Raw genomic sequence first — 24,995 nt, 5'->3', positions numbered from 1 at the left:
CGGCCGCGCCCGCCGTCACGGAACGGGCGGCCACGGGTCGCCCCACTGCGTGTCCCGGGCCGCCCGGTAGGCGTCGCGGTCGCGTTTCGTGACCGTCGTGCGGGCCAGCTCCCCGGACGCGGTGCACAGGTCGAGCAGCACCTGCCCCTTGCGGATCTGCGGCCTGCGCACGACGCGGGCCGCCGGCCCGCCCGGGGCGGCGTCCGGATCGCGTACGGCGGCGACGTAGCTGTACTTCTCGTCCTCGTACGGCAGCGTGCCGCCCTTGACCCGCCGGTGCAGCGACGAGCGGCTGACCCGCGCCGCGAAGTGGCACCAGTCGGTGCCGGGGGTGATCGGGCAGGTGGCGCCGTGCGGGCAGGGCGCCAGCACCCGCAGCCCCGCCGCCAGCAGCCGGTCCCGGGCGGCCCGGACGCGCAGGTACCCGTCCGGGGTGCCCGGCTCGACGACCACCACCGCCCGCCCGCCCCGGGCAGCGGCGTCCACGACCGCGTCCCGGTCGGGCTCCGTCAGCTCGCCCAGCACGTAGGAGACGGTGACCAGGTCGGCGTCCGGCACGCCGGGGCCGCCCAGGCGCGCCTGGTGCCAGGTGACGTCCGGCAGGACGCCCCCGGCCAGTTCGCGGCCGAGGGCGAGCGCCGGTCCGGCCCAGTCCACGACGGTGCTGGCGCACTCCCCGGGCCACGTGCCGGCCACCGCCCAGGTGGCCGCGCCCGTGCCGCCGCCGAGGTCGGTGTGGGTGGCCGGGCTCCAGCCCGGGAGCCGCGCGGCCAGCGCCGCCAGCGCCGCGCTGACGGCCCCGTGGGTCGCCGGCATGCGGTAGGCCGCGTACGCGGCGGCGTCGGCGCGGTCGCGCAGGACCGGTGTGTGGGTCGGGGTGGCGCCCCGGTAGCTGGCGATCAGCCGCTCGACGGCCGCCGCGGCCTGCTTCGGCGGCAGCCCGTCCAGCAGCCCGTCCAGCGCGGCCCGCAGTCTCTCGTCGTGCACCCCAGCAGCTTAAGCGGACGCGTCCGGCGCGCGGCCCGCCCGGAGCACGGCCCGGTGGAGCCGGGTGGCGGCCGCCGCGCGCGGACGGCTGTCGGCGGAGCGCGGGCGCACCGGGTGCACGGTGGTGGCCAGCAGGACGAGGAAGGTGTCCGTGGCCCGGTCCAGGACGAGGCTCGTGCCGGTGAAGCCGGTGTGCCCGGCCGCGCCGCGTCCGGCCAGCTCCCCCATGAACCACGGCTGGTCGACGGCGAACCCCAGCCCCGGCGCGTCCAGCAGCAGGGCGACGGAGGCCGGGCTGAGCACCCGGACGCCGTCCACCTCTCCCCCTGCCAGCAGCGCCCGGCACAGCACCGCGAGATCGCGGGCCGTGGCGAACAGCCCGGCGTGGCCGGTCACGCCGCCGAGGGCGTGGGCGTTCTCGTCGTGGACGGTGCCGCGCAGCATGCCCCGGTCGGCCTTGGCCCGCGGGCGGCGCTGGTCCTCGGTGGCCGCGGCGCCGGGCACGGGTCCGAAGCCGGTGGCCGTCATGCCGAGCGGCCCGGTGATGTCGGCGCGCACGAGCGCGTCCAGCCGCTGCCCGGTGGCGCGTTCCAGCACCGCCTGGAGCGCGAGGAAGTTCAGGTCGGAGTAGCAGCGCCCGCTCTCGGTGAGCGGTTCGCGCCACAGCAGCTCCAGCCCGTGCCCGTCGTGGAAGGGCAGTTCGGCGCGGAGTCCGGAGGTGTGCGTCAGGAGCTGCCGCACGGTGACGCGCTCCTTGCCCGCCGCCGCGAACTCCGGCACGTAGGCGGCCACTTCGCGGTCGAGTGCGACCGCGCCGCGCTCGGCCCGCCGCACGGCCACGATCGCCGTGCACAGCTTCGTCAGCGAGGCCAGGTCGAAGGGCGTGTCCGTGCGCACCGGCTCGGGGTGCTCCGCCTCCGTCCCGGCGGCCGTCCAGCGCAGCGCCCAGCCCGCCGCGTGTTCGAGCGCCAGGTACGGACCGCGCCCGGCGGCGACCACGGCGCCGCCGCACCAGCCGCGTCCCGGCAGGGCGTCGACGTCCCCGGCGAGGGCGGCCAGTTCGGCGGCGTCCAGGCCCGCCCGCCGCGGCGGCCCGGGGGTCAGCCCTCGCGGCGCCACGGGCGGCACAGGGTGAGGAAGCAGAGCGCGGCGAGCAGGACCGTGACGAGCTGCACCACGGCCATCGGCACCGCCGTGTGCTCACCGGCGACGCCCACCAGCGGTGAGGCGACGGCGCCGATGAGGAACTGGGAGGTGCCCAGCAGCGCGGACGCGGAGCCGGCGGCGTGCGGGGCGCGCAGCAGGCCCTGGGAGTTGGAGTTCGGCAGCACCAGCGCCATGCCCGACATCAGCACGAACAGACCGGTGGCGACGGGCACCAGGCCCACCTCGCCGAAGACCCCCGACGTCATGAGCAGCAGCGCGAGGGCGGCCGTCGCGATGACGCCGAGCCCGGCCAGCAGCACCCGGTCGAGGTTGACCCGCCCGACGAGCACCTTGCCGTTGAGCTGCCCGGTGGCCACGAGGCCGATGGAGTTGACCATGAACAGCAGGCTGTACGTCTGCGGCGAGGCGCCGTAGATCTCCTGCATGACGAAGGGCGACGCGGCGATGTACGCGAACAGCGCGGCGAACGCCAGCGAACCGGCCAGCAGGTAGCCGGTGAAGACGCGGTCGGCGAGGAGTCCGCGCATCGAGCGCAGCGCCTGCGGCAGGCCGCCGCTGTGCCGTTCGGCCGGGGCCAGCGTCTCGGGCAGCCACCGCACCGTGACGAGGGTGAGCACCACGCCCATCCCCGCGAGGATGAGGAAGACGCCCCGCCAGTCGGTGAACCGCAGCACCTGCCCGCCGAGGACGGGCGCCAGCACCGGCGCGGCGCCGGAGATGAGCATGAGGGTGGAGAAGAAGCGGGCCATGGCCAGCCCGTCGAACAGGTCGCGGACGACCGCGCGGGCGATGACGATGCCCGCCGCACCGGCCAGCCCCTGGAGGAGCCGGAAGACGGTGAGCGCCTCGACGCTCGGCGCGAAGGCGCAGGCCGCGCTCGCCACCACGTAGCAGACGAGCCCGGCCAGCAGCGGGCGGCGGCGGCCGAACTGGTCGCTCATCGGGCCGACGACCACCTGGCCCAGCGCGAGCCCGAGCAGGCAGGTGGTGAGGGTGAGCTGTACCTGCGCGGCGGAGCTGCCGAAGACGCCGCCGACCTCGGGCAGCGCCGGGAGGTACATGTCCATGGACAGCGCGGGCAGGGCGGTGAGGCTGCCGAGGATGAGGGTCAGCAGCAGCCCGGCCTTCTGCCGCCGGGTCAGCTGCGGCCCCGGGGCGGTGGCGGGCGGGGCGGCGGAGGCGGTGGCCGAGGAGGCGACCACCGTCTCGGAGGCCGGGGTCCCGGTGGCACGGGCACCGTCGGCCGCGGATCGCGCGGCGGGTACGACGGGGGTGGTGGTGCCGGTGGTGTGGGCGGCGGGTTCGCGGGCGGCGGCGGTACCGGTGGCGGCGGCCGAGGAGGACGGACCGGGGTCGGACATGCACCTCTCCAGGAGTTTGTTAACGACTCACACATTCTCCCAGCACGACCGCCCCGGTCCCAGCGCTTTGACCGGTCGGTCCGGTCACACCCGGCGCAGCCCCGGGGAGCCGGCTTCCGAGACGAACGAGGCGGCCGTGGTGACGGGGGCGCCCGGGGTGGTCACGGCGGGCACCGTGCGGTAGTCGGCGCGCAGCCGCTCCTCGGTGAGGCCGAGGAGCAGGTAGCCGCGGCGCCCGTCGTAGAACCGCAGGTGCGGGTTGGCGTCCATGAGGGCCTGCCAGTTGGCGGGCCGCTCGGCGCCGTCGCGCCCGCTGGTGACGGAGCTGGTGACCAGCTCCACGCCCACCGTCCGGGAGGCCGGGTCGTCCGCGTCGCGCTTGAGGTCGAGGCCGTAGTGCACGTGGACGTCACCGGTGAGGACGGCCAGGTTGCGGACGCCCGCGGTGTCGGCCGCGGCGAGCAGCCGTTCGCGGGCCGCGGGGTAGCCGTCCCAGGCGTCCATGGACAGCGGCCACGGGCCCTCCACGCGGTCCCGGCGCCGGGCGAGGACGACCTGCTGCGCCAGGACGTTCCAGGTGGCCCGGGAGGTGCGCCAGCCGTCGGCCAGCCAGCGTTCCTGGGCGGCGCCGAGCATCGTGCGCGAGGGGTCCCGCGACTCGGGCGTGGGCAGCTTCCAGCCGTCGCCGTTCGCCTGGTCGTCCCGGTACTGGCGGGTGTCGAGCACGTCGATCTGGGCGAGCGTGCCGTAGTGCAGCCGCCGGTAGAGGCGCAGGTCCGCCCCGGCGGGCCGCTGGGGCCTGCGCAGCGGCATGTTCTCCCAGTACGCGCGGTAGGCGGCGGCCCGGCGGATCAGGAACTCCTCGGGAGGCACGCTGTTCTCGGGGACGTCGTCCGCGTAGTTGTTCTCCGTCTCGTGGTCGTCCCAGGTGACGATCCACGGGTGCGCGGCGTGCGCGGCCTGGAGGTCGGGGTCGCTCTTGTAGAGGGAGTAGCGCAGCCGGTAGTCCTCCAGCGTCAGCGTCTCCTTGCCGAAGTGCGCGGGCAGCGCCCGGTCGCCGGTGTAGCCGCGCGAGCCCGCCGCCGCGCCCACGGCGTACTCGTACAGGTAGTCGCCCAGGTGCAGGACGGCGTCCACGTCCTGCTCGGCCGCCAGGTGCCCGAACGCCGTGTAGTAGCCGTGGTCGTAGCGCTGGCAGGCGGCGAGGGCGAACCGCAGCGCGGCCGGGGCGGCGCCGGCGGCGGGCGCGGTGCGGGTGCGTCCGACGGGACTGATCCAGGCGCCGGCGCGGAACCGGTAGAAGTAGTCGGCGCCGGGGCGCAGGCCCGCCGCCTCGACGTGTACCGCGTGGTGGTACTCGGGGTGGGCGGTGGCGGTGCCGCGCCGCGCGACGCGGCGGAACCGCTCGTCGAGGGCGATCTCCCAGTGCACGGTCACCGCCTTCGCGGGCAGTCCGCTGTCGGGTTCGAACGGCCGGGGCGCGAGCCGGGTCCACAGGACCACGGAGTCGGGCTGCGGGTCGCCGGACGCGACGCCGAGAGTGAACGGCTCCTCGGTGAGCTTCATGGGGCTCAGTGTCGGGGATGCCTGCGCGGTCTGGGGCAGGTTCGTGCCGAAGGCGAGCGCCGCGGCAGCGCCGGTGACGGTCAGGAACCGGCGGCGGCCCAGGTGGCGGGCGGCGGCGCGGAGTTCGCTGGCTGCGCTCCCGGGGGTCGTCATGGCTGCGAGTGCACCGGGCCCGGGCGGCACCCGGTGGGCACGGACGCGACGGCCGCATGGCCATCGGATGACGGCCGTCCCCGTCCGGCGCGTCCCGTACGCTGCGGGCATGACGGACATCAACAAATCGTTGACGGGAGGCGGTGGCGCGTCCGCCCCCGGCGGGACGGCCGGTGCGCACGGGGCGGGAGGGCCCACCGGTGCGGCCGGGGCCCCGGGGCGGGCGCCCGGGAGCACCGGCGCCGCGGGCACGGGCGGCGGGGGCGGGGCCGGGGTCGCGGTGGTGACCGGGGCCGGCTCCGGCATCGGGCGGGCCGTCGCGCTGGCGCTGGCCGCGGCGGGCTGGTCGGTGACGCTGGCCGGGCGGCGCGCCGCCGCGCTGGAGGAGACGGCGGCGCTGGCCGGCGGCGCCGGGGAGCGCGTGGCCGTGGTGCCGGCGGACGTCACCGATCCCTCGTCGGTCACCGGCCTGTTCACCTCCGTCCGCGACCGTTTTGGCCGCCTGGACCTGCTGTTCAACAACGCCGGGACGTTCGGCCCGGCCGTCCCGCCCGACGAGATCGCCTACGCCGACTGGCGGTCCGTCGTGGACGTGAACCTCACCGGCGCCTTCCTGTGCGCCCAGGCCGCCTTCCGCACCATGCGGGAGCAGTCACCGCAGGGCGGGCGCATCATCAACAACGGCTCGGTCTCGGCCCACGTCCCGCGCCCGCACTCCCTGGCCTACACGGCCACCAAGCACGCGGTGACGGGCCTGACGAAGTCGCTGTCGCTGGACGGCCGTCCGCACCGGATCGCCTGCGGACAGATCGATGTGGGCAACGCGGCCACGCCGATGACGGCGGGTATGCGCGCGGGCGTCCTCCAGGCCGACGGCACGACGGCCGCCGAACCGGTGATGGACGCCGCCGACGTCGCCCGCACGGTGCTCCACATGGCCGGACTCCCCCTGGAGGCGAACGTCCAGTTCGCCACGGTCGTGGCGACCACCATGCCGTACATCGGACGCGGCTGAGCCGCATTTCGCCCGGTATGTCACTCCGGTCTCCGGGCGGGCACCCGACTGGCCGCCTCCGCTCCCCCGCGCCCGTGACGCGGGCCCCTACGACGAATGGCGGCCTCCGGCATGCGGAGGCCGGGCGGTCGGCCCAGGGTGGAACCATGGACACGCACCGCCCGGCCGATCCGCAGTACCGGGTCGTCGTGGGGTCCTTCGGCGACGACCCCCACGGCTACCGGCTCGTCTGGCTGCGCGGCGTCGGCTGGGAGCCGCTGAGCGAGGAGGAGCTGGAGCCCCGGGTGCGGGAGGTCTTCCCCGACATCGACCTCGCCGATCCGGAGCAGGTCCACTGGGTCGACCGGGACGAGTCCTGGCCCGCCGCCTGGCACCCGGACGACGGCGCCTGACCCCCGGCCGCGCCCGGGAGGCGCCGCTCAGCCGATGGGCACGGCCGCGCCGGAGACGTAGACGCGGGTGTCGCCCTGCCGCAGCTCCACCGTCAGCTCGCTGGGCCGCCCCAGCTCGACGCCCTGGTGCAGCGTGAGCCGGGCGTCGTCCGGGACGAGCCCGAGCTCGCGCAGGTAGCCGCCGAGCGCGGCGGCGGCCGCGCCCGTGGCCGGGTCCTCCACGACACCGCCCACCGGGAACGGATCGCGCACGTGGAAGACGGTCGCGTCCCGCGTGTCCCGCCACACGAGCTGGAGCGTCGTCAGATCGCGGGCGAGCATCAGCGCCCGGAGCCGGTCGAAGTCGTAGGAGAGCCGCGCCAGCCGCTCCCGTGTGGCGGCGGCCAGCACCAGGTGGCGCGCCCCCGCGTAGGCGATCCGCGGCGGCAGGGAGGCGTCCAGCTCCTGCGGGCGCCACCCCAGCGCGTCGAGGAACGGCGCGACGTCCGCCCCGGCGATGTCCTCGGTGTGCGGGGCGACGCTGCCGAGCGTGACCCGCGGCCCCCCGGCCTCCGTCCCGGCGACGCTGACCGGCACCGTGCCCGCCGGGGTGGCGAACACCAGCTCGCCCGGCCCCGTGCGCGCCGCCAGGGCCGCGGCCGTGGCCACGGTGGCGTGCCCGCAGAACGGCACCTCCGCGACGGGGCTGAAGAACCGCAGGGTGAACCCGCGCCCCTCCGGCGCCGCGAGCCCCTCGGGCGGCGGCGTCACGAACGCCGTCTCCGAGTACCCGACGCGGGCCGCGACGGCCAGCATCGCGGCGTCGTCCATCCCGGCCGCGTCCAGCACGACCCCGGCCGGGTTGCCCCCTTCCGGCACGGCCGAGAAAGCGGCATACCGCAGGACCCGGGGCCCCTCAACGTCACGTTCGTCCATGCCGCCCCCAACCGCCCCCGCCACCGCGCTATTCCGCGCCCTGGGCCGGACTCAGCGCACCGTGACCGTGAGCGCGGCCGGGGCGGCCCCGGTGGAACCGAAGGACATCGGGGCGGACATCTCGTTGCGCGACGCGTAGAGGTAGTCGTCCGTGGTCACGACCAGCGCCAGGCGGTGCCCGGCGGGCACGTCGTAGCCGACCTGAGCGATGTCGAGGTCCAGGGTGAACGGCCGCCCGGGGGTGGCGTCGCGCCAGGAGAAGGGGGCCTCGTCGATGAGGGACGCCCGGCCGCCGGACTCCATGTCGTACAGGTAGGCGAAGACCGACCCCCCGGGCGCGCCGGGTGTGATCTCCATGCTGAGCGAGACGCGGCCGCGCAGCCGCCAGGTGCGGTCGAGCCGTCCGCTGTGCCACACGCCCGCGTGGTGCCGGTCGACCAGGGCCAGCGGCGCGTTCGGCGGCGTCCCGATGAAGTGCTCCAGGAAGTAGCCGCCCACCATGGGCAGCCCCGGCGTCGCCACCCGGTTCAGCCCCACGGTGACGCCGTCGGACCACGTGGCGTCCGGGCTGCCGCACAGGTCACCGGTGGGCAGGAGCAGCCCCTCGCGTCCGCCGAGCGGGCAGCGGCGCGCGCGGCCGGTGAAGCTGGCCCAGTCCGCGTGGTGCTCGGTGACGGGCGGGCCCTGCGGTCCGCGGATGACGGCCATGAGCGGCGGCTCGCGGGTGAGGGAGGTGTCCGTGCCGGCCACGTGGGCGTCCAGCCAGCGCAGCGCGGCGTTCCACACCGGGCTGTCGGCGCCGAACATGCCGGGGATCAGGGCACTGGCGTGGTCACCCGGCCGCAGCTCCAGCCGCTTGGGCACGGTGAGCCGGCCGTAGAAGTCGATCATCTGGTCGCTGGGGTAGGCGACGTCGTTCCAGTCGTGCGCCAGGAAGACGGCCGTGCCATTGCGGTTGATCTGTGCCACGCGGCGTACGGGCGAGCGGGCACCCGCCAGCTCGGCGAACCGCTCCGGATCGTCCCTGGCCGTGTCGAACAGCTCGGCCGCCTCGGCACTCGGCACCCGTCCGGTGCCCTGGGTGGCCGAACGGTAGACGAGGTCCATGACGGTGGCCTTGCGGGTGTCGTTGGGACGGAACCCGGCCTCCAGGTCGGCCCAGGCGCTCAGGGCCGCCGCCGCCTTCAGACGCGGCTCGTGCGCCGCCCCGAGCAGGCTGAGGGCGGCGCCGAGCGACAGCCCGGTGATGCCGACGCGTCCCGGGTCGGCGTCGGTGTGCGCGAGCGCCCAGTCCAGCACCGCCGAGACGTCCCCCACGTCCAGCGGCCCCCCGGCGTCGAACCGTCCGTCCGAGGCGCCGAACCCGCGCGGCGTGTACGACACCACGACGTAGCCCCGCTGCGCGATCCGGGCCGCCGGGAAGACGTTCGCCCAGGCGTTGGTGTCCCAGGAGGTCGGGAACAGCACGAGGGGGTGCGGGCCCGGGGCGGCCGGTTCGGTGATCCACGACTCCAGCGAGACGCCGTCGCCCACGGGGATGCGCGGCCGGCGGTGCGTCGTGCGCACCTCCGCCGCCGCGTCCGCGCGCGGCACGGCGGCAAAGGGCGGTGGCACGGCGGCACCGGGCGGCGCGGCGGCGGCAAGCAGGCCGAGGACGACGGCGAGGACGGTGGTGGCGCGCAGACGCATGCCCGGCCTCCGGGGGACGACATGGGCGGAACGGGTGGGCTGGCGCGGCGACGCTACCGCCGCCGCGCCCGTCCCGCACCGGCCGAAGGCCGGTCTTGCCCAGGGCGATGAAGCCCCGTCCGCCGCTTGTCACGCCCCGAGCACCGGGCGCCCGCGGTCAGCCGGTCGTGCAGCTCGGCGCGGGCACGACGTCGTCCGGCAGGGCGGTGCCCCCGACGAGCCCGAAGACGGCTTGCCCGCCCGGCCCCAGGCGGGCGTTCCACGCGGCGGGCACGGCGCGCACGGCCGTGGTGGCGGCGTCACCGGAAGCCCGCGCCGTGACGTCGGCGCCCCAGGAGCCGGACACGCCCTGCCCCGCCGGGAGCCGCCAGGCCACCCGCCAGGTGTCGGCGGTCCCTTCGCCGGTGCCGGTGACGGTGACGGACCCCAGGTAGCCGGTGCCCCAGCGGTCGGTGACCTCGTGGGTGGCCGTGCAGCCGCCGTGCTGCTTGAAGTCGCCCAGCTCGTCCAGGGTGACGACCCGGGGGTGGCCGTAGACGTGCTCCAGGTGCGCGCGGGAGTTGGTGCGGCCGTCGGTGAGGAAGTCGCCGGACCAGGTGACGAACCAGCTCCAGTCCGCCTCGTAGGCGGCCAGCAGGTCCGGGTCCGGGATCGGGCCGACCTCGGTGAGGGCCACCAGCTTGCGGTCCTCGCCCAGTTCGACCAGCTTCTCGTAGGGGCCGCTGACCGGGCCGTGGTCGCCCGCCGGGGCGTAGGAGTCGGCGCTGACGATGTCCACGACGTCGTCCCCGGGGTACCAGGCGGGGTCGACGGAGTTCCAGACCCAGACGAGGTTGTGCAGCCCGTGGTGGCCGGTCATCCGCTCGTACATCAGCCGGTACAGCTCCTTGGCCGGGCCCGGCCCCTTGGCGCCCCACCAGAACCAGCCGCCCTCCGCCTCGTGCAGCGGCCGCCACAGCACCGGCACACCGGCGTCGCGCAGGCGGGCCAGCTCCCCGGCGATGGCGTCGATGTCGCGCAGCAGCAGCGCGTACTCCTCGGACTGCGGGTCGGCCAGTGCGGCGGCGAGGTCGAAGGTGGTGGCGTCGGTGTAGAAGCCGCGCCACCACTCCCGGCCGCCCGGCTCGTCGATCAGCCCGGTGGGCGCGTTCCAGTGCCAGACGAAGGTGGTGACGCCGCCGCGCTCGTCCCAGGCGAGGGCGTTCTCGATCTCCTGGGAGGTGGTGCCGCGTTCCACGCGGCTGGGCGAGTAGTCCATCATGTCCAGCCCGGCGACGGCCGGGGCGCGGCCGATGTTCTCCTCCAGCCACCTGATCCCGGCCATGTCCTGCTGGCCGCTGAGGATGTGCGTCCCGTAGTGGTCGGCGAGGTAGCGCAGCAGGGACCGGGCCTCCGGGGTGGCCCGCGGGTTCACCGGCTCGCCGGTCACCTGGTGCGGCGGGCGCGGCGGGACGGGGGCGAGCGTGATGGCGTCGATCTCGTACCAGCCCCAGCCGTTGACCACCGTGATGGTGTTGGTCCCCGGCGCCAGCAGCACCTTGCCCGCCGGTGCGGCGGCGAACTCGGTGCCCTCGGGGAAGGTGACCTCGCCCAGCCCGTCGCCGTTGAGCCGCAGGACGGCGTTCTTCTGGCCGTAGGGCGCGCGGTGGTGCACCGTCAGCTCGTGGAGCCCGCCGGGGCTGTCGGGGACGGTGATGGTCACCCGGTCGTCGGCCTGGTCGAAGCCCTCGACGTACCCGGTGCCCGAGTGCCCCGGCGCGGTGGCGGCCACGGAGACGCCGTGCAGTTCGCCGTCCTCCGCCTCGTACCGCTCGGCGTCCCCCTGCCCGGCGGCCTGCCCGCTCCCGTCCTGGGCGGTCCCGGGCTGCCCGGCGGCGGCCGGGGGCGGCGCCCCGAGCAGGGCCAGGGTGACGGCGAGCACGGCGGCCAGCGCGGCCACGGCTCCTCGGACGGCGGTGCGGAGTTCCATGTCTCCTCCAGCGCGGCGCGGGCAGCACGGTTTGGGAGCGCTCCCATAGGCGGCCTCATTCGACCGCCTGATCGCGCGCATGTCAAGGAGTCACACACGCCACACCCCGGCCGGCTCGTCGGCCACTCCCGCAGCGTCAAGGTCCGCCCCTGCATGCGGACCGCCTTCGGGGGTGCTCCCGGTCCGTGGCACCCTCGGCACCAGCAAGGCCAGGGGCCCGGCGGGGCAACGCCTCAGGATCGCCGTGGACGTGGTCGCGCACCACCGAGGGCGCGCGGCCCCGGACTGGCCAGGACGTGAGCCCTGGCCAGGGCCCTGAGGGCAGACGAGTCGCGCTGTACGCCGGATTCTGTGCCCGGGGCCCTCGCGGGCGGCCGGGCGGCGGCCATCCATCTGGGACCGATGTCACCATCGGCCTCGTGCGGTCTACCCGCGGACTCGGGCGAGCAGCCCTCTGGCGTCCGCGCAGAGCCGCCGGAACGGCTCCTCTTGACCTTGCTCCGGGTGGGGTTTACCGAGCCGCCCAGGTCACCCTGGGCGCTGGTGGTCTCTTACACCACCGTTTCACCCTTACCGGGGCCTCGCGGCTCCGGCGGTCTGTTTTCTGTGGCACTGTCCCGTGGGTCGCCCCAGGTAGGTGTTGCCTACCACCCTGCTCTGCGGAGTCCGGACGTTCCTCGACACCACCCGGGGGTGGGGCCGCGGCCGCCCGCACGGCTCGTCTGCCGTGCGGCCATCGTACGCCAGCGGCGTACCCTTGCTGGTCGCTGCCTGTACGTCGTCGTGGGTGAGGGTGAGGGTCCGTGCTGGTGCTGCTGCCGCCGTCCGAGGGGAAGGCGTCCCCGGAGCCGGAGCCCGGGGGCGGGGCGCAGGCCGCGCTGCGGCTGGACGCCCTGTCGCTGCCGGGGCTGACACAGGCCAGGGAGCGGGTGCTGGCCGAGCTGGTGGCGCTGTGCGAGGGCGCGGCCCAGGACGACACCAAGGCCCGGGAGGTGCTGGGTCTCAGCGAGGGGCTGCGCGGGGAGATCGTCCGGAACGCGGCGCTGCGCACGGCGCCGGTGCGGCCGGCCGGTGAGATCTACACCGGTGTGCTGTACGACGCCCTGGGGCTCGGTTCGCTGGACGGGGCCGCGCGGGAGCGGGCCGGACGGTGGCTGCTGGTGTTCTCCGGGCTGTGGGGCGCCCTGCGCGTCGGGGACCCGATCCCGTCCTACCGGTGCTCGGGCGGCGTGAAGCTGCCGGGGACCGGCGGGCTCGGCGCGTTCTGGCGCGGGCCGCTGGAGTCGGTGCTGCCCGAGGCGGCGGGCGACGGGCTGGTGCTGGACCTGCGGTCGTCGGCGTACGCGGCGATGTGGAAGCCGAAGGGTGCCCTCGCGGAGCGGACGGCGACGGTGCGGGTGCTCCAGTCGGAGGTGGTGGGCGGCGTGGAGAAGCGGTCGGTGGTGAGCCACTTCAACAAGGCCACCAAGGGCCGCCTCGTCCGCTCGCTCCTGGAGGACGGCGCGGAGCCGGGCACGCCGGAGGAACTGGCGGGGACGCTGGAGCGGCTGGGCCACCGCGTCGAGACGGCGGCGCCGACGCGCGCGGGTCAGCCCTGGCGGCTCGACGTCGTCGTCACCGAGGTGCACTGAACGCTTCGCGTTGCGGATGGCGCAACAGGTGTTTCACAAGTTGCGGGCCCCCGGGCAGGATGACGGCCATGACGCCGCTGACGACCTCCGTGCTCGACCTCGCCCCCGTCCTGCCCGTCGTCGTGCTGGAGGACGCCGGACACGCCGTGCCGCTGGTCCGCGCGCTGGTGGCGGGCGGGCTGCCCGCCGTCGAGGTGACCCTGCGGACGCCTGCCGCCCTGGACGCGGTGCGGGCCGTCGCCGCCGAGGTGCCGGAGGCCGTGGTGGGCGCCGGGACGGTGTGCACGCCGGAGCAGGCCGCGCAGGCCGCCGCCGCCGGGGCACGCTTCCTGGTGAGCCCCGGGTGCACGGACAGGCTCCTGGGCGGGCTGCGCGAGACGGGGCTGCCCTTCCTGCCCGGCGTGGCCACCGCCTCGGAGGCCCTGACGCTCCTGGAGTGCGGGGTGCGGGAACTGAAGTTCTTCCCCGCCGGGGCCGCCGGCGGCGTGCCGTACCTGGAGGCGCTGGCCGGACCGCTGCCGCAGGCGAGGTTCTGCCCCACCGGCGGCATCGGCCCGGCCACCGCGCCCGCCTACCTGGCGCTGCCCAACGTCGGCTGCGTGGGCGGCAGCTGGCTGACCCCTGCGGACGCGCTCGCCGCGGGCGACTGGGCCCGCGTCGAGCGGCTGGCGGCCGGGGCCGCGGCTCTCGGCGAGGCCCGGCTCAGCGCAGGTGCGACGTGTCGTTGAGCAGCCGCACCGAGGCGTTCCCGTCCCCGTAGTAGGCGACGGCCGACAGCGAGGCCGCCGACAGCTCCATCCGGAACAGCGACTCGGGCGGCGCGCCGAGCGCCAGGCGCACCAGCGTCTTGACCGGCGTCACGTGGGTGACGAGCAGGACGGTGCGGCCCGCGTACCGGGCCAGCAGCTTGTCGCGGGAGAGCGCGACGCGGCGCGCGACCTCGTCGAACGACTCGCCGCCGCCGGTCGGGGCGGCCGAGGCGGAGGCGAGCCAGGCGTTCAGGTCCTCAGGGTGGCGTTCGCGCACCTCGGCGAACGTCAGCCCCTCCCACGCGCCGAAGTCCGTCTCGCGCAGGCCCTCGTCGGTGCGGACGTCCACGCCGAGCCGGGCGGCGACGGCGGCCGCCGTCTCCTGGCAGCGCCGCAGCGGGGAGCTGACGACGGCCTGCACCGTGCCGCGCCCGGCCAGGGCCACGGCGGCGGACTGCGCCTGCCGGCGGCCCGCCTCGGACAGCTCGGGGTCGCTGCCGCCGCTGCCCGAGAACCGCTTGTGCGGGGTCAGCGCCGTCTCGCCGTGCCGCAGCAGCACGAACGTCGTCGGGGTGCCCAGGTCCGCCGACCAGCCGGGCGGTGCGGTGCCGGGACCGGCGGCGGCCGCCCGCGGCGCGGGCGGCTCCTGCCCGTTCGGGGGCTCCGCGCCCGGCGGCTCCTTCGGCTGCCAGGCCCGGCCGCGGCCGCCCGCGTCCATCGCCTCGTTGGCGAGCCGGTCCGCGTGGCCGTTCTGCGCCCGGGGGATCCACTCGTACCGCACGGCGTCCGGCGGGAACAGCTCCCGGGCCTCGGCGGCCAGCGGGCGCATGTCCGGGTGCTTGATCTTCCAGCGCCCGGACATCTGCTCCACGACGAGCTTGGAGTCCATCCGCACCAGGACACCGGCGTGCGGGTCGAGGTCCCGCGCCGCCCGCAGCCCGGCGATCAGCCCCCGGTACTCGGCGACGTTGTTGGTCGCGCGTCCGATGAACTCGGCCGTCTCGGCGAGCACCCGGCCCGTCTCCGCGTCCTTGACCACCGCCCCGTACCCGGCGGGTCCGGGGTTGCCCCGGGAACCGCCGTCCGCCTCGACGAGGAACCGCCGTCCCACCGGGGGCGTCACAGCCCCGACTCGGGCGTGCGGACCAGGATGCGGCGGCAGTTCTCGCAGCGCACCACCGTGTCCGGCGCGGCGGCGCGGACCTCGTTGACCTCGGTGATGTTCAGCTCCAGGCGGCAGCCCTCGCAGCGGCGCTGGAACAGCCGCGCCGCGCCCACGCCGCCCTGCTGGGCGCGCAGCTTGTCGTACAGCTTGAGCAGGTCGTCCGGGACGGCGGCGGCCACCACCTCGCGCTCCTTGCGCACCGTCGCCTCCTCGGCGTCGATCTCGCCGCTCGCCGCGGTGCGCCGGGCCTGCGCGTCGTCCACCTTGGCCTGCACGGCGGCGGCCCGCTCGGTCAGCTCGGCGACGCGCGCCGAGGCCGCCTCGTTGCGCTCCATGATCTCCAGGACGACGTCCTCCAGCGTGGACTGCCGCCGGGCGAGCGAGGCGATCTCGCTCTGGAGGTTCTCCAGGTCCTTGGAGCTGGTGACCGCGCCGGAGTCCAGCCGTTCCTGGTCGCGGGTGGCGCGGCGGCGCACCTGGTCGACGTCCTGCTCGGCCTTGGTCTGCTCGCGTGCGGTGTCGCTCTCCTCGGTCTGCGCGGCCACCAGCAGGTCGCGGAGCTGCGTCAGCTCCTCCTCGCGGGTGCGCACCTCGTCGTGCTCGGGCAGGTTCTCGCGGCGGTGCGCGAGCTGCGTGAGCCGGATGTCGAGGGCCTGGACGTCGAGGAGGCGGATCTGGTCGGCGGGCGCGGCGTTCAGTTGGGGGCTCCTGGGTGGTCGTGGTGTGGCCCGGACGCCGCGTGGGCGGTCCAGGGATCGGTGACGGCGCGGGAGACGTGGGTGCGCAGGTTCCACCCGTGCCGCTGCGACAGCGCGTCGAGCTGGGCGGCGGCCTGCTCGCACCAGGGCCACTCGGTGGCCCAGTGCGCGGCGTCGAGCAGGGCCAGCGGCGTCTGCTCGCGCGCCTCGGACGCCGGGTGGTGGCGCAGGTCGGCGGTGAGGTAGGCGTCCACGCCCGCGGCGCGCACCGCGTCGAAGAGGCCGTCACCCGAACCGCCGCAGACGGCGGCGGTGCGGATGACGGCGTCCGGGTCGCCGGCGGCACGGACGCCCTGCACGGTGGCGGGCAGCCGCCCGGCGGCGTACTGGGCGAAGGCGGCGAGCGACATGGGCGCCGGCAGCTCACAGATCCGGCCGAGGCCGCGGCGGCCCGCGGCGTCCTGCGGGTCGGGCACCAGGGGCCCGGTGACGCGCAGGTCCAGCGCGCCCGCGAGGGCGTCGGAGACGCCCGGGTCGGCGCGGTCGGCGTTGGTGTGCGCGACGTGCAGGGCGACGCCGGCCCGGATGAGGGTGTGCACCACCCGGCCCTTGGCGGTGTGGGCGCCGACGGTCGTGGTGCCGCGCAGGTAGAGCGGGTGGTGGGTCAGCAGCAGGTCGGCGCCGAGCGCGACGGCCTCGTCCGCGACCTCGCGCACCGGATCGACGGCCACCAGGACCCGGCTCACCCCGGCGTCCGGGTCGCCGCAGACCGTGCCGACCGCGTCCCACGGCTCGGCGCCGCCGGGCGGCCACAGGGCGTCGAGTGCGGTGATGACATCGGAAAGTGCAGGCACGGGGCAAGGCTACCGCCCGTCCGCGCCGCCCCAGCCGGACGGCGTGACGCAGCACAGCAGCGCCCGCGCGGCCCGGCGAACCGCACATCGGCCACCCGAAGGGGTGAAGACGGGCATCTCCCGCGCTTCGGAACGGCGTTCTATACCTAGCGTCGTGGCTGGAGGTGATCGCACGATGACGGTCTGTGCGACGGAGTCGGGGACGACGGCCGGGGCGGAGCCCGGCGCGGAACCCGGCACGGAGAACGGAGCCGGGCCCCGGCCGGAAGCGGGAACGGAAACCGAGACGGAGTCCGGAAGACCGGCGGTACCGCTGACGGCGGCGCCGCCGTCCTACCGGCCGCTGGCCTGCGTGCTGTCGGCCGACGGGGCGTACGCGGCCCGGCTCCGGGCGGCGGGCGGCGACCGCTGGTGCCCCGAGCGCTGGACGCTGGACGGCCCCGAGCCGTACGCCGTGGCCCTGCCGGGGCACCAGCCGGAGGACCCGCACAGCCAGGTGCTGCCGCTGTCCGACGGGCGCGTGCTGATCGTGCGCCGCGCGAACGGCCGGTTCCGGCCCGCCCTGCTCTACCCGGCGGGTCCGGGCACCGGCGAACTGCCGCTGGGCTCGGTGGAGTGCGCCCGGCTCGTGCTGCTGCCGCCCGCCCCGGACGGGCGCCGCGCCTACGCGCTCGCCCAGGACGCGGGGACGACGACGGTGTGGCTGCTCACCGACGGCACCGGGAGCGTCAGCGGTGCCCGCGGTCCGCAGCCGGTGGCCGTCGTGCCGGGGCACTGCACGGACGGCGCCTGGCTGGACCGGGACGGCGCCTGGCTGGCGCTCAACCGGCGCGGTCCGGACGGGCGCACGAAGGCCGTGGTGGTGAACCTCGGCCGGGGCGGAGAGGTCACCCCGCTGCTGGAGATCACCGAGGAGAGCAACGACCGCCTGCTGCTGGCCGATCCGGACAGCGGGCTGCTGCTCGTGCGCTCCGACGCCCCCGGCACCGCACGGGTGGGCTGGGGGGTGCTGGGCAGTGAGCGCCCCGTGCGCTTCCCCGAGGCGCTGCACCCGGCGGGCATGACGGTGACGCCGTTCGCCGTCCAGCCCGGACAGCCGCTGCTGCCGGAGGGCTGCGCGGTGGCACTGCGGGTGGACGGCCCGCCGCCCGCCGACGCGACGCGGCCCGCGATCCCGTGGCTCGCGGTGTGGCGGCCCGGCTGGCGGGCGATGCGGTACCTGCCGGCGCCGCGCGGCTGGCTGCGGACCGGGCGGTTCACCGCCGCGGGTGAGCTGCGGCTGCCGTACGCGACCGAGCACGTCCGCTGCGGGCTGGCCCGGCTGGGGGCGGACGCCGTCGCCGAGCCGCCCCCCGCCCCGGCGCGCGGGCCCGCCCCGGCCCCCGGCGCCCCAGTCCCCGGCGCCCCGGCCAGCGCCGCGCCGGGCGCGGCGCCCGCCTCCGGCTGGACGCCACCGCGCGGCACGTCGCTGGCCGACGCCGTGCGGGCCCGGCGTGCGGCGCACGGGCACGCCGCGGAGGAACGGCGCACCGTCCGGCCGCCGTCCGCGGACGGCGCCGCGTCCGTGTCCCTCCCGCTGGCCCGGACGTGGTCCGCCCCGGAAGGGCTCACCGGCGAGCGGGCGCGCCCGGAGCCGGAGCCGGCGTACGCCGCGCCTCCCCCGTCCGCGGCGGGAGGTGCGCGTCCCGTCCCGCTGCGGCCCGACCCGTCGCGGCCCGTCCCGCTACGGTACGCGCCGCTGGCCACGGCGGCGGGCCGCTGAGCGCGGCGGGCGGGTCAGCGCTTGCGGAGGCTGACGACCTCCAGCGCGGCGAACCCCTCGCCGGTGCGTTCGGTGAAGTAGGGAGTGAGCTGGTCCTCCAGTTCCTCGTGGGTGAAGACGTCACCGGCCGTGTCGAACGTCGCGGCCACCCGGGGCCGGTCGAGGACGGCGACCATCCCGCCGTGCACGACCATCACCTGACCGGTGACGCGCGCGGCCGCCGGGGAGACCAGGTAGCCGACGAGCGGGGCGACGTGCTCGGTCGTCAGCGGGTCCACACCGCCGTGCGCCGGGGGCAGCACCCCGGCGAAGCACTCCTCGGTCATCCGGGTGCGGGCCCGGGGGCAGACGGCGTTGACGGTCACCCCGTAGGCGGCCAGCGCGAGCGCCGACGAGGTGGTGAGGCCGATGACGCCGCCCCCGGCGGCGGCCTGGTTGGGCTGGAGCGGCGACCCGGCGAGGAAGGCTTCCGTGGAGGTGTTCACGATCCGCCCGTACACGGGGTAGCCGGACTCCTTGGCCTGCTGCCGCCAGTACGCGGAGGCGTACTTGGTGGTGTTGTACTGGGCCTTGAGGTTCACCCGTACGACGCTGTCCCACTCGTCCTCGCTCATCGAGTACACCATCCGGTCCCGCATGATGCCCGCGTTGTTGACGAGGATGTCGAGGCCGCCGAAGCGCTCGACGGCGAGCCGGACCACGTCCCGGGCCTCGGTCTGCTCGCCGACGTCCCCGGCGTGCGCGACGGCGACGCCGCCCGCGGCCCGGATCTCGGCGACGACGGCCTCGGCGGGCTGCCCTGAGCACGGGCCCGAACCGTCGGACGCGGCGACGCCGCTGTCGTTGACGACGACGAAGGCGCCGAGCCGGGCGAGGTGCAGCGCCTCGGCCCGGCCGATGCCCCGGCCCGCACCGGTGACGATCGCGGTCCTGCCCTGGAGTGGCAGCATCCTCGGTACGCTCCTTCGCGTCCGGCCCCGGCTCCGGCCGGGGTCAGCGAGTGGTGCGGGTGCGCGGGCCGCCCTCGCTCCCGCGCGTCCCGCCGGGTGCGGTGTCGTGCACGGCTCCGGGCGTGCGGGGTGCGGCGCCCCCGGCGGCCGTCCGTGCGGGACTGCTCGGTCGTGCGGCGCTGACCGGTCGTGCGGCGCTGGCCCATCGTGCGGTCGCCGTCGTCATGGCCGGTGCCGCGCCGGTCAGGCGTGCTCGACGACGGTGTCCGCGAGGACGGGGGCGTCCTCGCGTTCGGCGGCGGTGACGAGGGCCTGGAGGCGGTTCCCGTCCAGCCGCCAGGCGCGGACGCGCAGCGTCTCGCCGGGGAAGACGACACCGGCGAAGCGGGTGCGGTAGCTGCGCACCCGGCGCACGTCACCGTCCAGCACGGTGTCGGTGAGCGCTTTCAGCGTCATGCCGTAGGTGCACAGGCCGTGCAGGATCGGCCGGTCGAACCCGGCGAGGCGGGCGAACTGCGGGTCGGCGTGCAGCGGGTTCCAGTCACCGCTGAGCCGGTACAGGAGGGCCTGGTCCTCGCGGACGGGCCGTTCCAGCGTCCAGTCGGGTTCCCGCCCGGGCGGCTCCAGGCGCGGGCTGCCGCCGCGTTCGCCGCCGAAGCCGCCCTCGCCGCGCACGAACAGCTCGGTGTCGCAGGTCCACAGCGGCCCTTCGGCGTCGCTGGTCTCCCCGCGCAGCACGAGCACGGCCGCCTTGCCCTTGTCGTGGACGGCCACCACCCGGGACCGCTGGAGGGCGGTGCCGCTCGGCGGCAGGGGGCGGTGCACCTCGATCGTCTGGCCGCCGTGCAGCACGGCGGCCAGGTCGACGTCCACGCCCGGTGCGGAGATGCCGTCCACGACGGCCATGCCGCCGCCCGCCACCGTGACGAAGCTGGGCAGCACGTGCAGCCGGCTCTCCAGGGTGTAGCGCAGCTCGGCCGGGTCGGTGGCCGGCGTCCCGGCGCCCAGACCCAGGTGGTAGAGCAGGACGTCCTTGTGGCTCCACGCGAGTTCCGTGACGGTGGGCTCGGCGGCCAGGGCCTTGGCGGCATCGATGGGCATCAGGCGGGCACTCCTCGGCCACGGACGGGGACGGGCGGACCGGCGGGCGGCGCGGGCGAAGTCGTGAGGGGACCCCGGCCCGGCCGTCCGCACCGTCAGCCGTGCCGGGGTCATCTCGGGGCCGGACACGGGTTCCGGGACTGGAACACGTTCTAGCCGCCTTCTGTATAACGCACCGGCGCGAGCTTGGGAATACTCACGGGTACACGCCCTCGGGCCGCGGCGCACCGGCGTTCCGGCCTGCCCCGGCGCCCGGCCCGCCGGGGTGATGGGGCAGCATGGGCGGCATGTCGATACCCGCGCCGGAGATCATCGCCGCGTTCGAGGCCGCCAAGGGGTTCATGCCCCGCCACGAGGGGCTCGCCCTGTACGCGGCGGCCGTGCGGGCGGCCCGGCTGGGACTGCCGCTGCTGGAGGTGGGCACGTACTGCGGGCGCTCCACCCTGCTGCTGGCGGACGCCGCGCGGGCCGCGGGCGTCACCGCCGTGACCGTCGACCACCACCGGGGCAGCGAGGAGCAGCAGCCGGGCTGGGAGTACCACGACCCCGAGGTGGTCGATCCGCACACCGGCCGCATCGACACGCTGCCCGCCTTCCGCCGCACGCTGCACGCCGCCGGTCTGGAGGACCACGTCCTCGCACTCGTCGGGCGGTCCCCGCAGGCGGCGGCGGTGTGGCGGGCACCGCTGGGGCTGGTGTTCGTGGACGGCGGCCACACCGACGAGCACGCGAGCGCCGACTACGCGGGCTGGGTGCCGCACCTGGCCGAGGGCGGGCTGCTGGTCGTCCACGACGTGTTCCCCGACCCGGCGGACGGCGGCCAGGCCCCGTACCGCCTCTACCTGCGGGCGCTGGAGTCGGGCGGGTTCGCCGAGGAGCCGGGCACGGGCTCCCTGCGGGTCCTGCGCCGTACCGGCCCGGCGAGCTGACGTGGCCCCGCCCGCGCGACGGACACTGCTCGCGGTGGCCGTGCTGGCAGGGCTGGCAGGGCTGTGCCTGGCGGGCGCGCTGGCCTGGACGTCGCTGCGCCCGGACACGGGCCGGGACGCCGGGCGGGCGGCCGGGACGAGCGCCGGGCCGGAGGCCGGGGCGAGCCCGGCCCGCTCCGGCGACGGGCGCGGCGAGGGCCGGGACCGTCCGGGGAAGCGGGCGCCGCTGCACGGGGCCGTCGTCGTCCTCGACCCGGGGCACAACCCCACCAACCGGGAGCACCCGCGGGCCATCGCCCGCCAGGTGGACGCCGGTACGCACCGCAAGGCGTGCGACACCACCGGCACCGCGACCAACTCCGGCTATCCGGAGGCTGAGTTCACCCTCGACGTGGCCCGGCGCGCCCGCGCCCTGCTCGAAGACCGGGGCGCCACGGTGGTGTTCACCCAGGACGGCGACCGGCCGCACGGCCCGTGCGTGGACGAGCGGGCCCGGATCGGCAACGCGGCCAAGGCGGACGCGGTGGTGTCCGTGCACGCCGACGGGGCGGGCGAGGGGCAGCGCGGCTTCCACGTGATCCTGCCCGCCGAGGTGCACGCGGGGACGGCCGACACCCGGGCGGTCACCGCCCCCTCGCGGCGGCTCGGGGAGCACCTGGCGGACCGGTTCGCGGCGGCCACCGGCACCCGTCCCGCCGCCTACCTGGGCCCGGACACGGCGGACACCGGCCTCACCGTGCGCGACGACCTCGGCGGCCTCAACCTGACCACGGTGCCCAAGGTGTTCCTGGAGTGCGGCAACATGCGCGACGCCCGCGACGCCGCGCGGTTCACCGATCCGGCCTGGCGCCAGCGCGCGGCCCTGGGCGTCGCCGACGGCGTCACCGCGTTCCTCACCACCCCCGGCTGACACCGGGCCGCGCCGCCCCGGCGGGCCACCGGAGCGAAACGGGGGGTCGTCCCCCAGTTGACCGGAGTATCCGTACGATGGGGGCCGCCCCCGTGATGACCCGACCATGACGACGAGAGATCGACGAAGGATCCGACGTGAACAACCGCTCGCTCAACCGAGGCGACGCAGTGGTGATCGGAGCAGCGGTCGTGCTGTTCATCGCCTCATTCCTCAACTTCTACACGATGTCGTTCGGCGGCGAGTCCGACGGGCGCAACGGCTGGTCCAACTTCTGGTGGCCCGTCATGCCGTCCGTCTTCCTGGCCGGTTTCATCGCGGCCGGTCTCATCGCGGGTTCCCGCTTCCTGTCGCCGGACTTCCGGCTCGTGGGGATGAAGCTGGACCAGTGGGGCATCGCGCTGAGCGTGTTCGCGCTCTGGACGGCCTTCTGGACGCTGCTGAGCAGCGCGAGCTCCTTCAAGGAGCCCTTCGACGTCGGGGCCGGCCAGATCCTCGCCTTCATCGCCGTCCTCGTGCTCGCGGCGGGCGCCGTGGCGACGCCGATGGTCTCCGCCCTCCAGGCGCGGCTGCTCCCCGCGCGCGCCCCGAAGCCCGCGCAGCAGGCGCCCTACGGCCAGCAGCCGGGCTACGGCTACCCGCAGCAGGGTCAGCCGCAGCCGTCCTACGGCTACCCCGGCGCCCCGCAGGGCGGCCATGACCCGCAGGCGTCCTACGGCGGTCAGCCGCAGCCCGCGCAGCAGGCCCACCCGCACCAGCCGGCCGCGCAGCACCAGCCGCAGCCGGCGGGCGGCCAGCCGCAGCCCGCTCCGGCGCAGGGCGGCCAGCCGCAGCCCGCGGCGGACCCCAGCTTCCAGCCCTTCTGGTTCGCCGTCCCGGTCGCCCGCCCGCTGACCGGGGAGGACGGCTCGCCGCACCCGGTCGCCGAACTCACCCCGGGCACCTGGTACCTGGCGGTCGAGCAGCGCGGCCAGGCGCTCGTCGCCCAGACCCAGGACGGCCGCCGCGGCCTGCTCCAGGACACCTCCGGCATCCAGCGCGGCTGAGGCGTCCCGCCCGCCGCGGCGGGCAAGCGGCGACGGCCCCCGGCTCCCCGAGGAGGGCGCGGGGGCCGTCGCCGTGTCCGCCCGGCGCGGCGGGCGGCTCAGCAGCAGTCCGGTTCGAGGCCGCGCGGCAGCCGGGCGCCGCCGAAGACCTCCACCGTCGCGTCGTCACCGCCCAGCGCGGCGACCGCCAGCAGCAGGGCGCCCGCCGTCCACGCCGTCTGCTCCTCGGGCCACACGGCGTCGTCCTCGAAGACGTACCCCGTCCAGTACATGCCGCCGGGGGCCCGCAGGTGCTGGATCGAGCGCAGGATCTCCACCGCCCGGTCGGACTCGCCCACCACCCACAGCGCGAGCGCCAGTTCCGCGCTCTCGCCGCCGGTCACCCACGGGTTCGGCAGGACGCAGCGCACGCCGAGCCCGGGGACGACGAAGCGGTCCCAGCCCTCCTCGACGCGCCGCGTGGCCGCAGCCCCGGTCACCGCACCGGTCAGCACCGGGTAGTACCAGTCCATCGAGTAGCGGGACTTGTCGGCGAAGTGCCCGGGGTGCCGGGCGAGCGCGTGGCCGAGCCGCCCGAGCGCCAGCTCCCAGCCGGGCTGGGGCTCCTCCAGGTGCTCGGCGGCGGCCAGGGCGCAGCGCAGCGCCTGGTAGACGGAGGAGCAGCCGGTGAGCAGCGCCTCGGGCCTGACGGTGCCGTCGTCCTCCCGCTTCCAGGCGATCGCGCCGCCGGGCTGCTGGAGTGCGAGGACGAAGTCGGTGGCGGCTCTCACGACGGGCCACATCCGCTCCAGGAACGGGTCGTCCCCGGTGGACAGGTAGTGATGCCACACACCCACGGCGACGTAGGCGCAGAAGTTGGACTCCCGGCCCCGGTCGGTCGGGGCGGCGGCGTCCCCGTCGGCGTAGGCGGCGTACCAGGAGCCGTCGGGGAGCTGGTGTTCGGCGAGCCAGCGGTAGGCGGCCTCGGCGCGGGCGTGCTCGCCCGCGGTGTCCAGGGCCATGGCGGCCTCCACGTGGTCCCACGGGTCGAGGTGGTGGCCGCGGAACCAGGGGATGGCGCCGTCGGGACGCTGTACGGCGGCGATGCCCGCCACGGTGAGGGCGGCCTCCTCGGCGGTCAGCACGCCGGGCAGGGTCAGCCGTTCGGTGCGCTCCGGGCTCGTCACGCAGCCGCCTTCGGCGTGCGCGGGGACTGCGGGGCGTACGGGTCGCGCGGGGTGTGCGGCTTGGTGGCGTAGGCGACGAAGCTCTTGCCGATCAGCGGGTCGAGTGCCCGTTCGGCGAGGCGGGTGGCCAGCGGCTTCTTCATGATGTCCCACACCAGCAGCTTGTGGTAGGCCCGCACCGGCAGCGCCTGGTCGTTGTCCACGCCGAAGGCGCACTTGAGCCACCAGTAGGGGGCGTGCAGGGCGTGGGCGTGGTGGCTGCCGTAGGGGCGCAGCCCCGCTTCGCGCAGCTTCTCCATCAGTTCACTCGCCCGGTAGATGCGGATGTGGCCGCCCTCGACCTCGTGGTAGGCGTCCGACAGCGTCCAGCACACCTTCTCGGGGCCGTAGCGCGGGACGGTGACGGCGATGCGCCCGCCGGGACGCAGCACGCGCACCATCTCGGCGAGCACGCCCTTGTCGTCGGGGATGTGCTCCATCACCTCGGAGATGATGACGACGTCGAAGCTGTCGTCGGGGAACGGCAGGGCCAAGGCGTCGCCCTCCATGGCCGTGGCGCTCGCGCCCGCCGGGGCCTCGCCGGCCTCGCGCATGGCGGCGAACCAGGTGGCGACCTCGCGGATCTCCGCACCGTTGCGGTCGAGCGCCACGACGTGCGCGCCGCGCCGGTAGCACTCGAAGGCGTGGCGTCCGGCGCCGCAGCCCAGGTCGAGGACGCGGTCGCCCGGCGCGAGGGGGAACCGGGAAAAGTCGACGGTCAGCACAGGTGCTTCTTTCGGTCCGGGTGTCTCGGATGAGGCGTGGGGCGTGCGGCGTGCGG

General features: G+C 76.1%; 22 protein-coding genes and 1 other RNA gene. 8 read left to right on the top strand and 15 right to left on the bottom strand.

Translation table 11 applies throughout. The features are described from left to right. Positions 1–15 precede the first annotated feature (15 nt). The 4 genes from V1J52_RS10330 to V1J52_RS10315 all read right to left on the bottom strand — a co-directional run bounded on the left by V1J52_RS10330 (position 16) and on the right by V1J52_RS10315 (position 5,234). Positions 16–987, bottom strand: coding sequence for a small ribosomal subunit Rsm22 family protein (locus V1J52_RS10330; protein WP_330139349.1), 972 nt, complete (start codon positions 985–987; stop codon positions 16–18). Between the two features lie 9 nt (positions 988–996). After that, on the bottom strand, positions 997–2,115 hold the full coding sequence (locus V1J52_RS10325) for a serine hydrolase domain-containing protein (protein ID WP_443075786.1): 1,119 nt from the start codon (positions 2,113–2,115) through the stop codon (positions 997–999). Next, a complete protein-coding gene (locus V1J52_RS10320; protein WP_330139348.1) occupies positions 2,088–3,515 on the bottom strand; it encodes a multidrug effflux MFS transporter in 1,428 nt (475 codons plus the stop codon). The genes V1J52_RS10325 and V1J52_RS10320 overlap by 28 nt, the downstream gene beginning before the upstream one ends. Before the next feature lie 84 nt (positions 3,516–3,599). Next, complete coding sequence (locus V1J52_RS10315) at positions 3,600–5,234, bottom strand: alkaline phosphatase D family protein (RefSeq protein ID WP_330139347.1); 1,635 nt, start codon at positions 5,232–5,234, stop codon at positions 3,600–3,602. Between the two features lie 109 nt (positions 5,235–5,343). On the opposite strand from V1J52_RS10315, the gene V1J52_RS10310 reads away from it, so the two are divergent. Beyond that, positions 5,344–6,249: an SDR family oxidoreductase gene (locus V1J52_RS10310; protein ID WP_330139346.1), complete on the top strand. Its 906-nt coding sequence runs from the start codon at positions 5,344–5,346 to the stop codon at positions 6,247–6,249. Between the two features lie 146 nt (positions 6,250–6,395). Further along, positions 6,396–6,641, top strand: coding sequence for a hypothetical protein (locus V1J52_RS10305; protein ID WP_330139345.1), 246 nt, complete (start codon positions 6,396–6,398; stop codon positions 6,639–6,641). A 27-nt stretch (positions 6,642–6,668) separates the two neighbouring features. Here V1J52_RS10305 and V1J52_RS10300 read toward each other — a convergent pair whose 3' ends face one another. The 4 genes from V1J52_RS10300 to rnpB form a co-directional block, all read right to left on the bottom strand. After that, complete coding sequence (locus V1J52_RS10300) at positions 6,669–7,556, bottom strand: PhzF family phenazine biosynthesis protein (RefSeq protein ID WP_330139344.1); 888 nt, start codon at positions 7,554–7,556, stop codon at positions 6,669–6,671. Between the two features lie 51 nt (positions 7,557–7,607). Further along, positions 7,608–9,245, bottom strand: coding sequence for a S15 peptidase family protein (locus V1J52_RS10295; RefSeq protein ID WP_330139343.1), 1,638 nt, complete (start codon positions 9,243–9,245; stop codon positions 7,608–7,610). Positions 9,246–9,402: 157 nt separating this feature from the next. After that, positions 9,403–11,214: a glycosyl hydrolase gene (locus V1J52_RS10290; RefSeq protein WP_330139342.1), complete on the bottom strand. Its 1,812-nt coding sequence runs from the start codon at positions 11,212–11,214 to the stop codon at positions 9,403–9,405. A 322-nt stretch (positions 11,215–11,536) separates the two neighbouring features. Continuing rightward, an RNA gene (rnpB, locus tag V1J52_RS10285) (RNase P RNA component class A) lies at positions 11,537–11,935 on the bottom strand. Positions 11,936–12,017: 82 nt separating this feature from the next. On the opposite strand from rnpB, the gene yaaA reads away from it, so the two are divergent. Further along, complete coding sequence (yaaA, locus tag V1J52_RS10280; RefSeq protein WP_330139341.1) at positions 12,018–12,845, top strand: peroxide stress protein YaaA; 828 nt, start codon at positions 12,018–12,020, stop codon at positions 12,843–12,845. A gap of 59 nt (positions 12,846–12,904) precedes the next feature. Continuing rightward, positions 12,905–13,573, top strand: coding sequence for a bifunctional 4-hydroxy-2-oxoglutarate aldolase/2-dehydro-3-deoxy-phosphogluconate aldolase (eda, locus tag V1J52_RS10275; protein WP_443075784.1), 669 nt, complete (start codon positions 12,905–12,907; stop codon positions 13,571–13,573). On the opposite strand, the gene V1J52_RS10270 is transcribed toward eda, so the two are convergent. From V1J52_RS10270 to V1J52_RS10260, 3 genes are read right to left on the bottom strand one after another with little or no spacing between them, the layout of a single operon-like run. Next, entirely contained in the window at positions 13,548–14,705 is a 1,158-nt protein-coding gene (locus tag V1J52_RS10270; protein WP_330139580.1) for a bifunctional RNase H/acid phosphatase, read from the bottom strand. The two genes, eda and V1J52_RS10270, sit on opposite strands and share 26 nt — an antisense overlap. Before the next feature lie 8 nt (positions 14,706–14,713). Continuing rightward, complete coding sequence (locus V1J52_RS10265) at positions 14,714–15,457, bottom strand: zinc ribbon domain-containing protein (RefSeq protein WP_330139579.1); 744 nt, start codon at positions 15,455–15,457, stop codon at positions 14,714–14,716. Then, positions 15,454–16,311: a Nif3-like dinuclear metal center hexameric protein gene (locus tag V1J52_RS10260; protein WP_330139339.1), complete on the bottom strand. Its 858-nt coding sequence runs from the start codon at positions 16,309–16,311 to the stop codon at positions 15,454–15,456. The genes V1J52_RS10265 and V1J52_RS10260 overlap by 4 nt, the downstream gene beginning before the upstream one ends. 175 nt (positions 16,312–16,486) lie before the next feature. Between V1J52_RS10260 and V1J52_RS10255 the strand changes: the two genes are divergently transcribed. After that, positions 16,487–18,073 carry a hypothetical protein gene (locus V1J52_RS10255; RefSeq protein ID WP_330139338.1) on the top strand — a complete coding sequence of 529 codons (1,587 nt, stop codon included), beginning with the start codon at positions 16,487–16,489 and terminating at the stop codon, positions 18,071–18,073. A 14-nt stretch (positions 18,074–18,087) separates the two neighbouring features. On the opposite strand, the gene V1J52_RS10250 is transcribed toward V1J52_RS10255, so the two are convergent. Together V1J52_RS10250 and chsH3 are read right to left on the bottom strand one after the other, a co-directional pair. After that, complete coding sequence (locus V1J52_RS10250) at positions 18,088–19,023, bottom strand: SDR family NAD(P)-dependent oxidoreductase (protein ID WP_330139337.1); 936 nt, start codon at positions 19,021–19,023, stop codon at positions 18,088–18,090. A 243-nt stretch (positions 19,024–19,266) separates the two neighbouring features. Beyond that, positions 19,267–20,124: an enoyl-CoA hydratase ChsH3 gene (gene chsH3 / locus V1J52_RS10245; protein WP_330139336.1), complete on the bottom strand. Its 858-nt coding sequence runs from the start codon at positions 20,122–20,124 to the stop codon at positions 19,267–19,269. A gap of 287 nt (positions 20,125–20,411) precedes the next feature. Here chsH3 and V1J52_RS10240 point away from each other — a divergent pair, with 287 nt between their 5' ends. From V1J52_RS10240 to V1J52_RS10230, 3 genes are all read left to right on the top strand, one after another. After that, positions 20,412–21,053 carry a class I SAM-dependent methyltransferase gene (locus V1J52_RS10240; protein WP_330139335.1) on the top strand — a complete coding sequence of 214 codons (642 nt, stop codon included), beginning with the start codon at positions 20,412–20,414 and terminating at the stop codon, positions 21,051–21,053. A 34-nt stretch (positions 21,054–21,087) separates the two neighbouring features. Then, complete coding sequence (locus V1J52_RS10235) at positions 21,088–21,963, top strand: N-acetylmuramoyl-L-alanine amidase (protein WP_330139334.1); 876 nt, start codon at positions 21,088–21,090, stop codon at positions 21,961–21,963. Between the two features lie 137 nt (positions 21,964–22,100). Then, positions 22,101–23,009, top strand: a complete 909-nt coding sequence (locus tag V1J52_RS10230) for a DUF5336 domain-containing protein (RefSeq protein WP_330139333.1) — start codon at positions 22,101–22,103, stop codon at positions 23,007–23,009. A gap of 98 nt (positions 23,010–23,107) precedes the next feature. Here V1J52_RS10230 and V1J52_RS10225 read toward each other — a convergent pair whose 3' ends face one another. Both V1J52_RS10225 and V1J52_RS10220 read right to left on the bottom strand, forming a co-directional pair. Further along, positions 23,108–24,175: a prenyltransferase/squalene oxidase repeat-containing protein gene (locus V1J52_RS10225; RefSeq protein WP_330139332.1), complete on the bottom strand. Its 1,068-nt coding sequence runs from the start codon at positions 24,173–24,175 to the stop codon at positions 23,108–23,110. Then, positions 24,172–24,939 carry a class I SAM-dependent methyltransferase gene (locus V1J52_RS10220; RefSeq protein WP_330139331.1) on the bottom strand — a complete coding sequence of 256 codons (768 nt, stop codon included), beginning with the start codon at positions 24,937–24,939 and terminating at the stop codon, positions 24,172–24,174. Before V1J52_RS10220 ends, V1J52_RS10225 begins: the two co-directional genes overlap by 4 nt. Positions 24,940–24,995 lie beyond the last annotated feature (56 nt).

Origin of the sequence: Streptomyces solitudinis (assembly GCF_036323765.1) — a bacterium.
Lineage (GTDB): Bacteria > Actinomycetota > Actinomycetes > Streptomycetales > Streptomycetaceae > Streptomyces.
The sequence above is the reverse complement of the archived record's forward strand: the minus strand, read 5'-3'. Positions and strand labels throughout refer to the sequence as shown.

Excerpts from the sequence above, each read along its gene's own strand:
- V1J52_RS10305 (WP_330139345.1), top strand. The coding sequence starts at position 6,396 with ATGGACACGCACCGCCCGGCCGATCCGCAGTACCGGGTCGTCGTGGGG.
- V1J52_RS10255 (WP_330139338.1), top strand. The coding sequence starts at position 16,487 with ATGACGGTCTGTGCGACGGAGTCGGGGACGACGGCCGGGGCGGAGCCC.
- V1J52_RS10250 (WP_330139337.1), bottom strand. The coding sequence starts at position 19,023 with ATGCTGCCACTCCAGGGCAGGACCGCGATCGTCACCGGTGCGGGCCGG.
- V1J52_RS10295 (WP_330139343.1), bottom strand. The coding sequence starts at position 9,245 with ATGCGTCTGCGCGCCACCACCGTCCTCGCCGTCGTCCTCGGCCTGCTT.
- V1J52_RS10300 (WP_330139344.1), bottom strand. The coding sequence starts at position 7,556 with ATGGACGAACGTGACGTTGAGGGGCCCCGGGTCCTGCGGTATGCCGCT.
- chsH3 (WP_330139336.1), bottom strand. The coding sequence starts at position 20,124 with ATGCCCATCGATGCCGCCAAGGCCCTGGCCGCCGAGCCCACCGTCACG.
- V1J52_RS10290 (WP_330139342.1), bottom strand. The coding sequence starts at position 11,214 with ATGGAACTCCGCACCGCCGTCCGAGGAGCCGTGGCCGCGCTGGCCGCC.
- V1J52_RS10315 (WP_330139347.1), bottom strand. The coding sequence starts at position 5,234 with ATGACGACCCCCGGGAGCGCAGCCAGCGAACTCCGCGCCGCCGCCCGC.
- V1J52_RS10310 (WP_330139346.1), top strand. The coding sequence starts at position 5,344 with ATGACGGACATCAACAAATCGTTGACGGGAGGCGGTGGCGCGTCCGCC.
- V1J52_RS10240 (WP_330139335.1), top strand. The coding sequence starts at position 20,412 with ATGTCGATACCCGCGCCGGAGATCATCGCCGCGTTCGAGGCCGCCAAG.
- V1J52_RS10320 (WP_330139348.1), bottom strand. The coding sequence starts at position 3,515 with ATGTCCGACCCCGGTCCGTCCTCCTCGGCCGCCGCCACCGGTACCGCC.
- eda (WP_443075784.1), top strand. The coding sequence starts at position 12,905 with ATGACGGCCATGACGCCGCTGACGACCTCCGTGCTCGACCTCGCCCCC.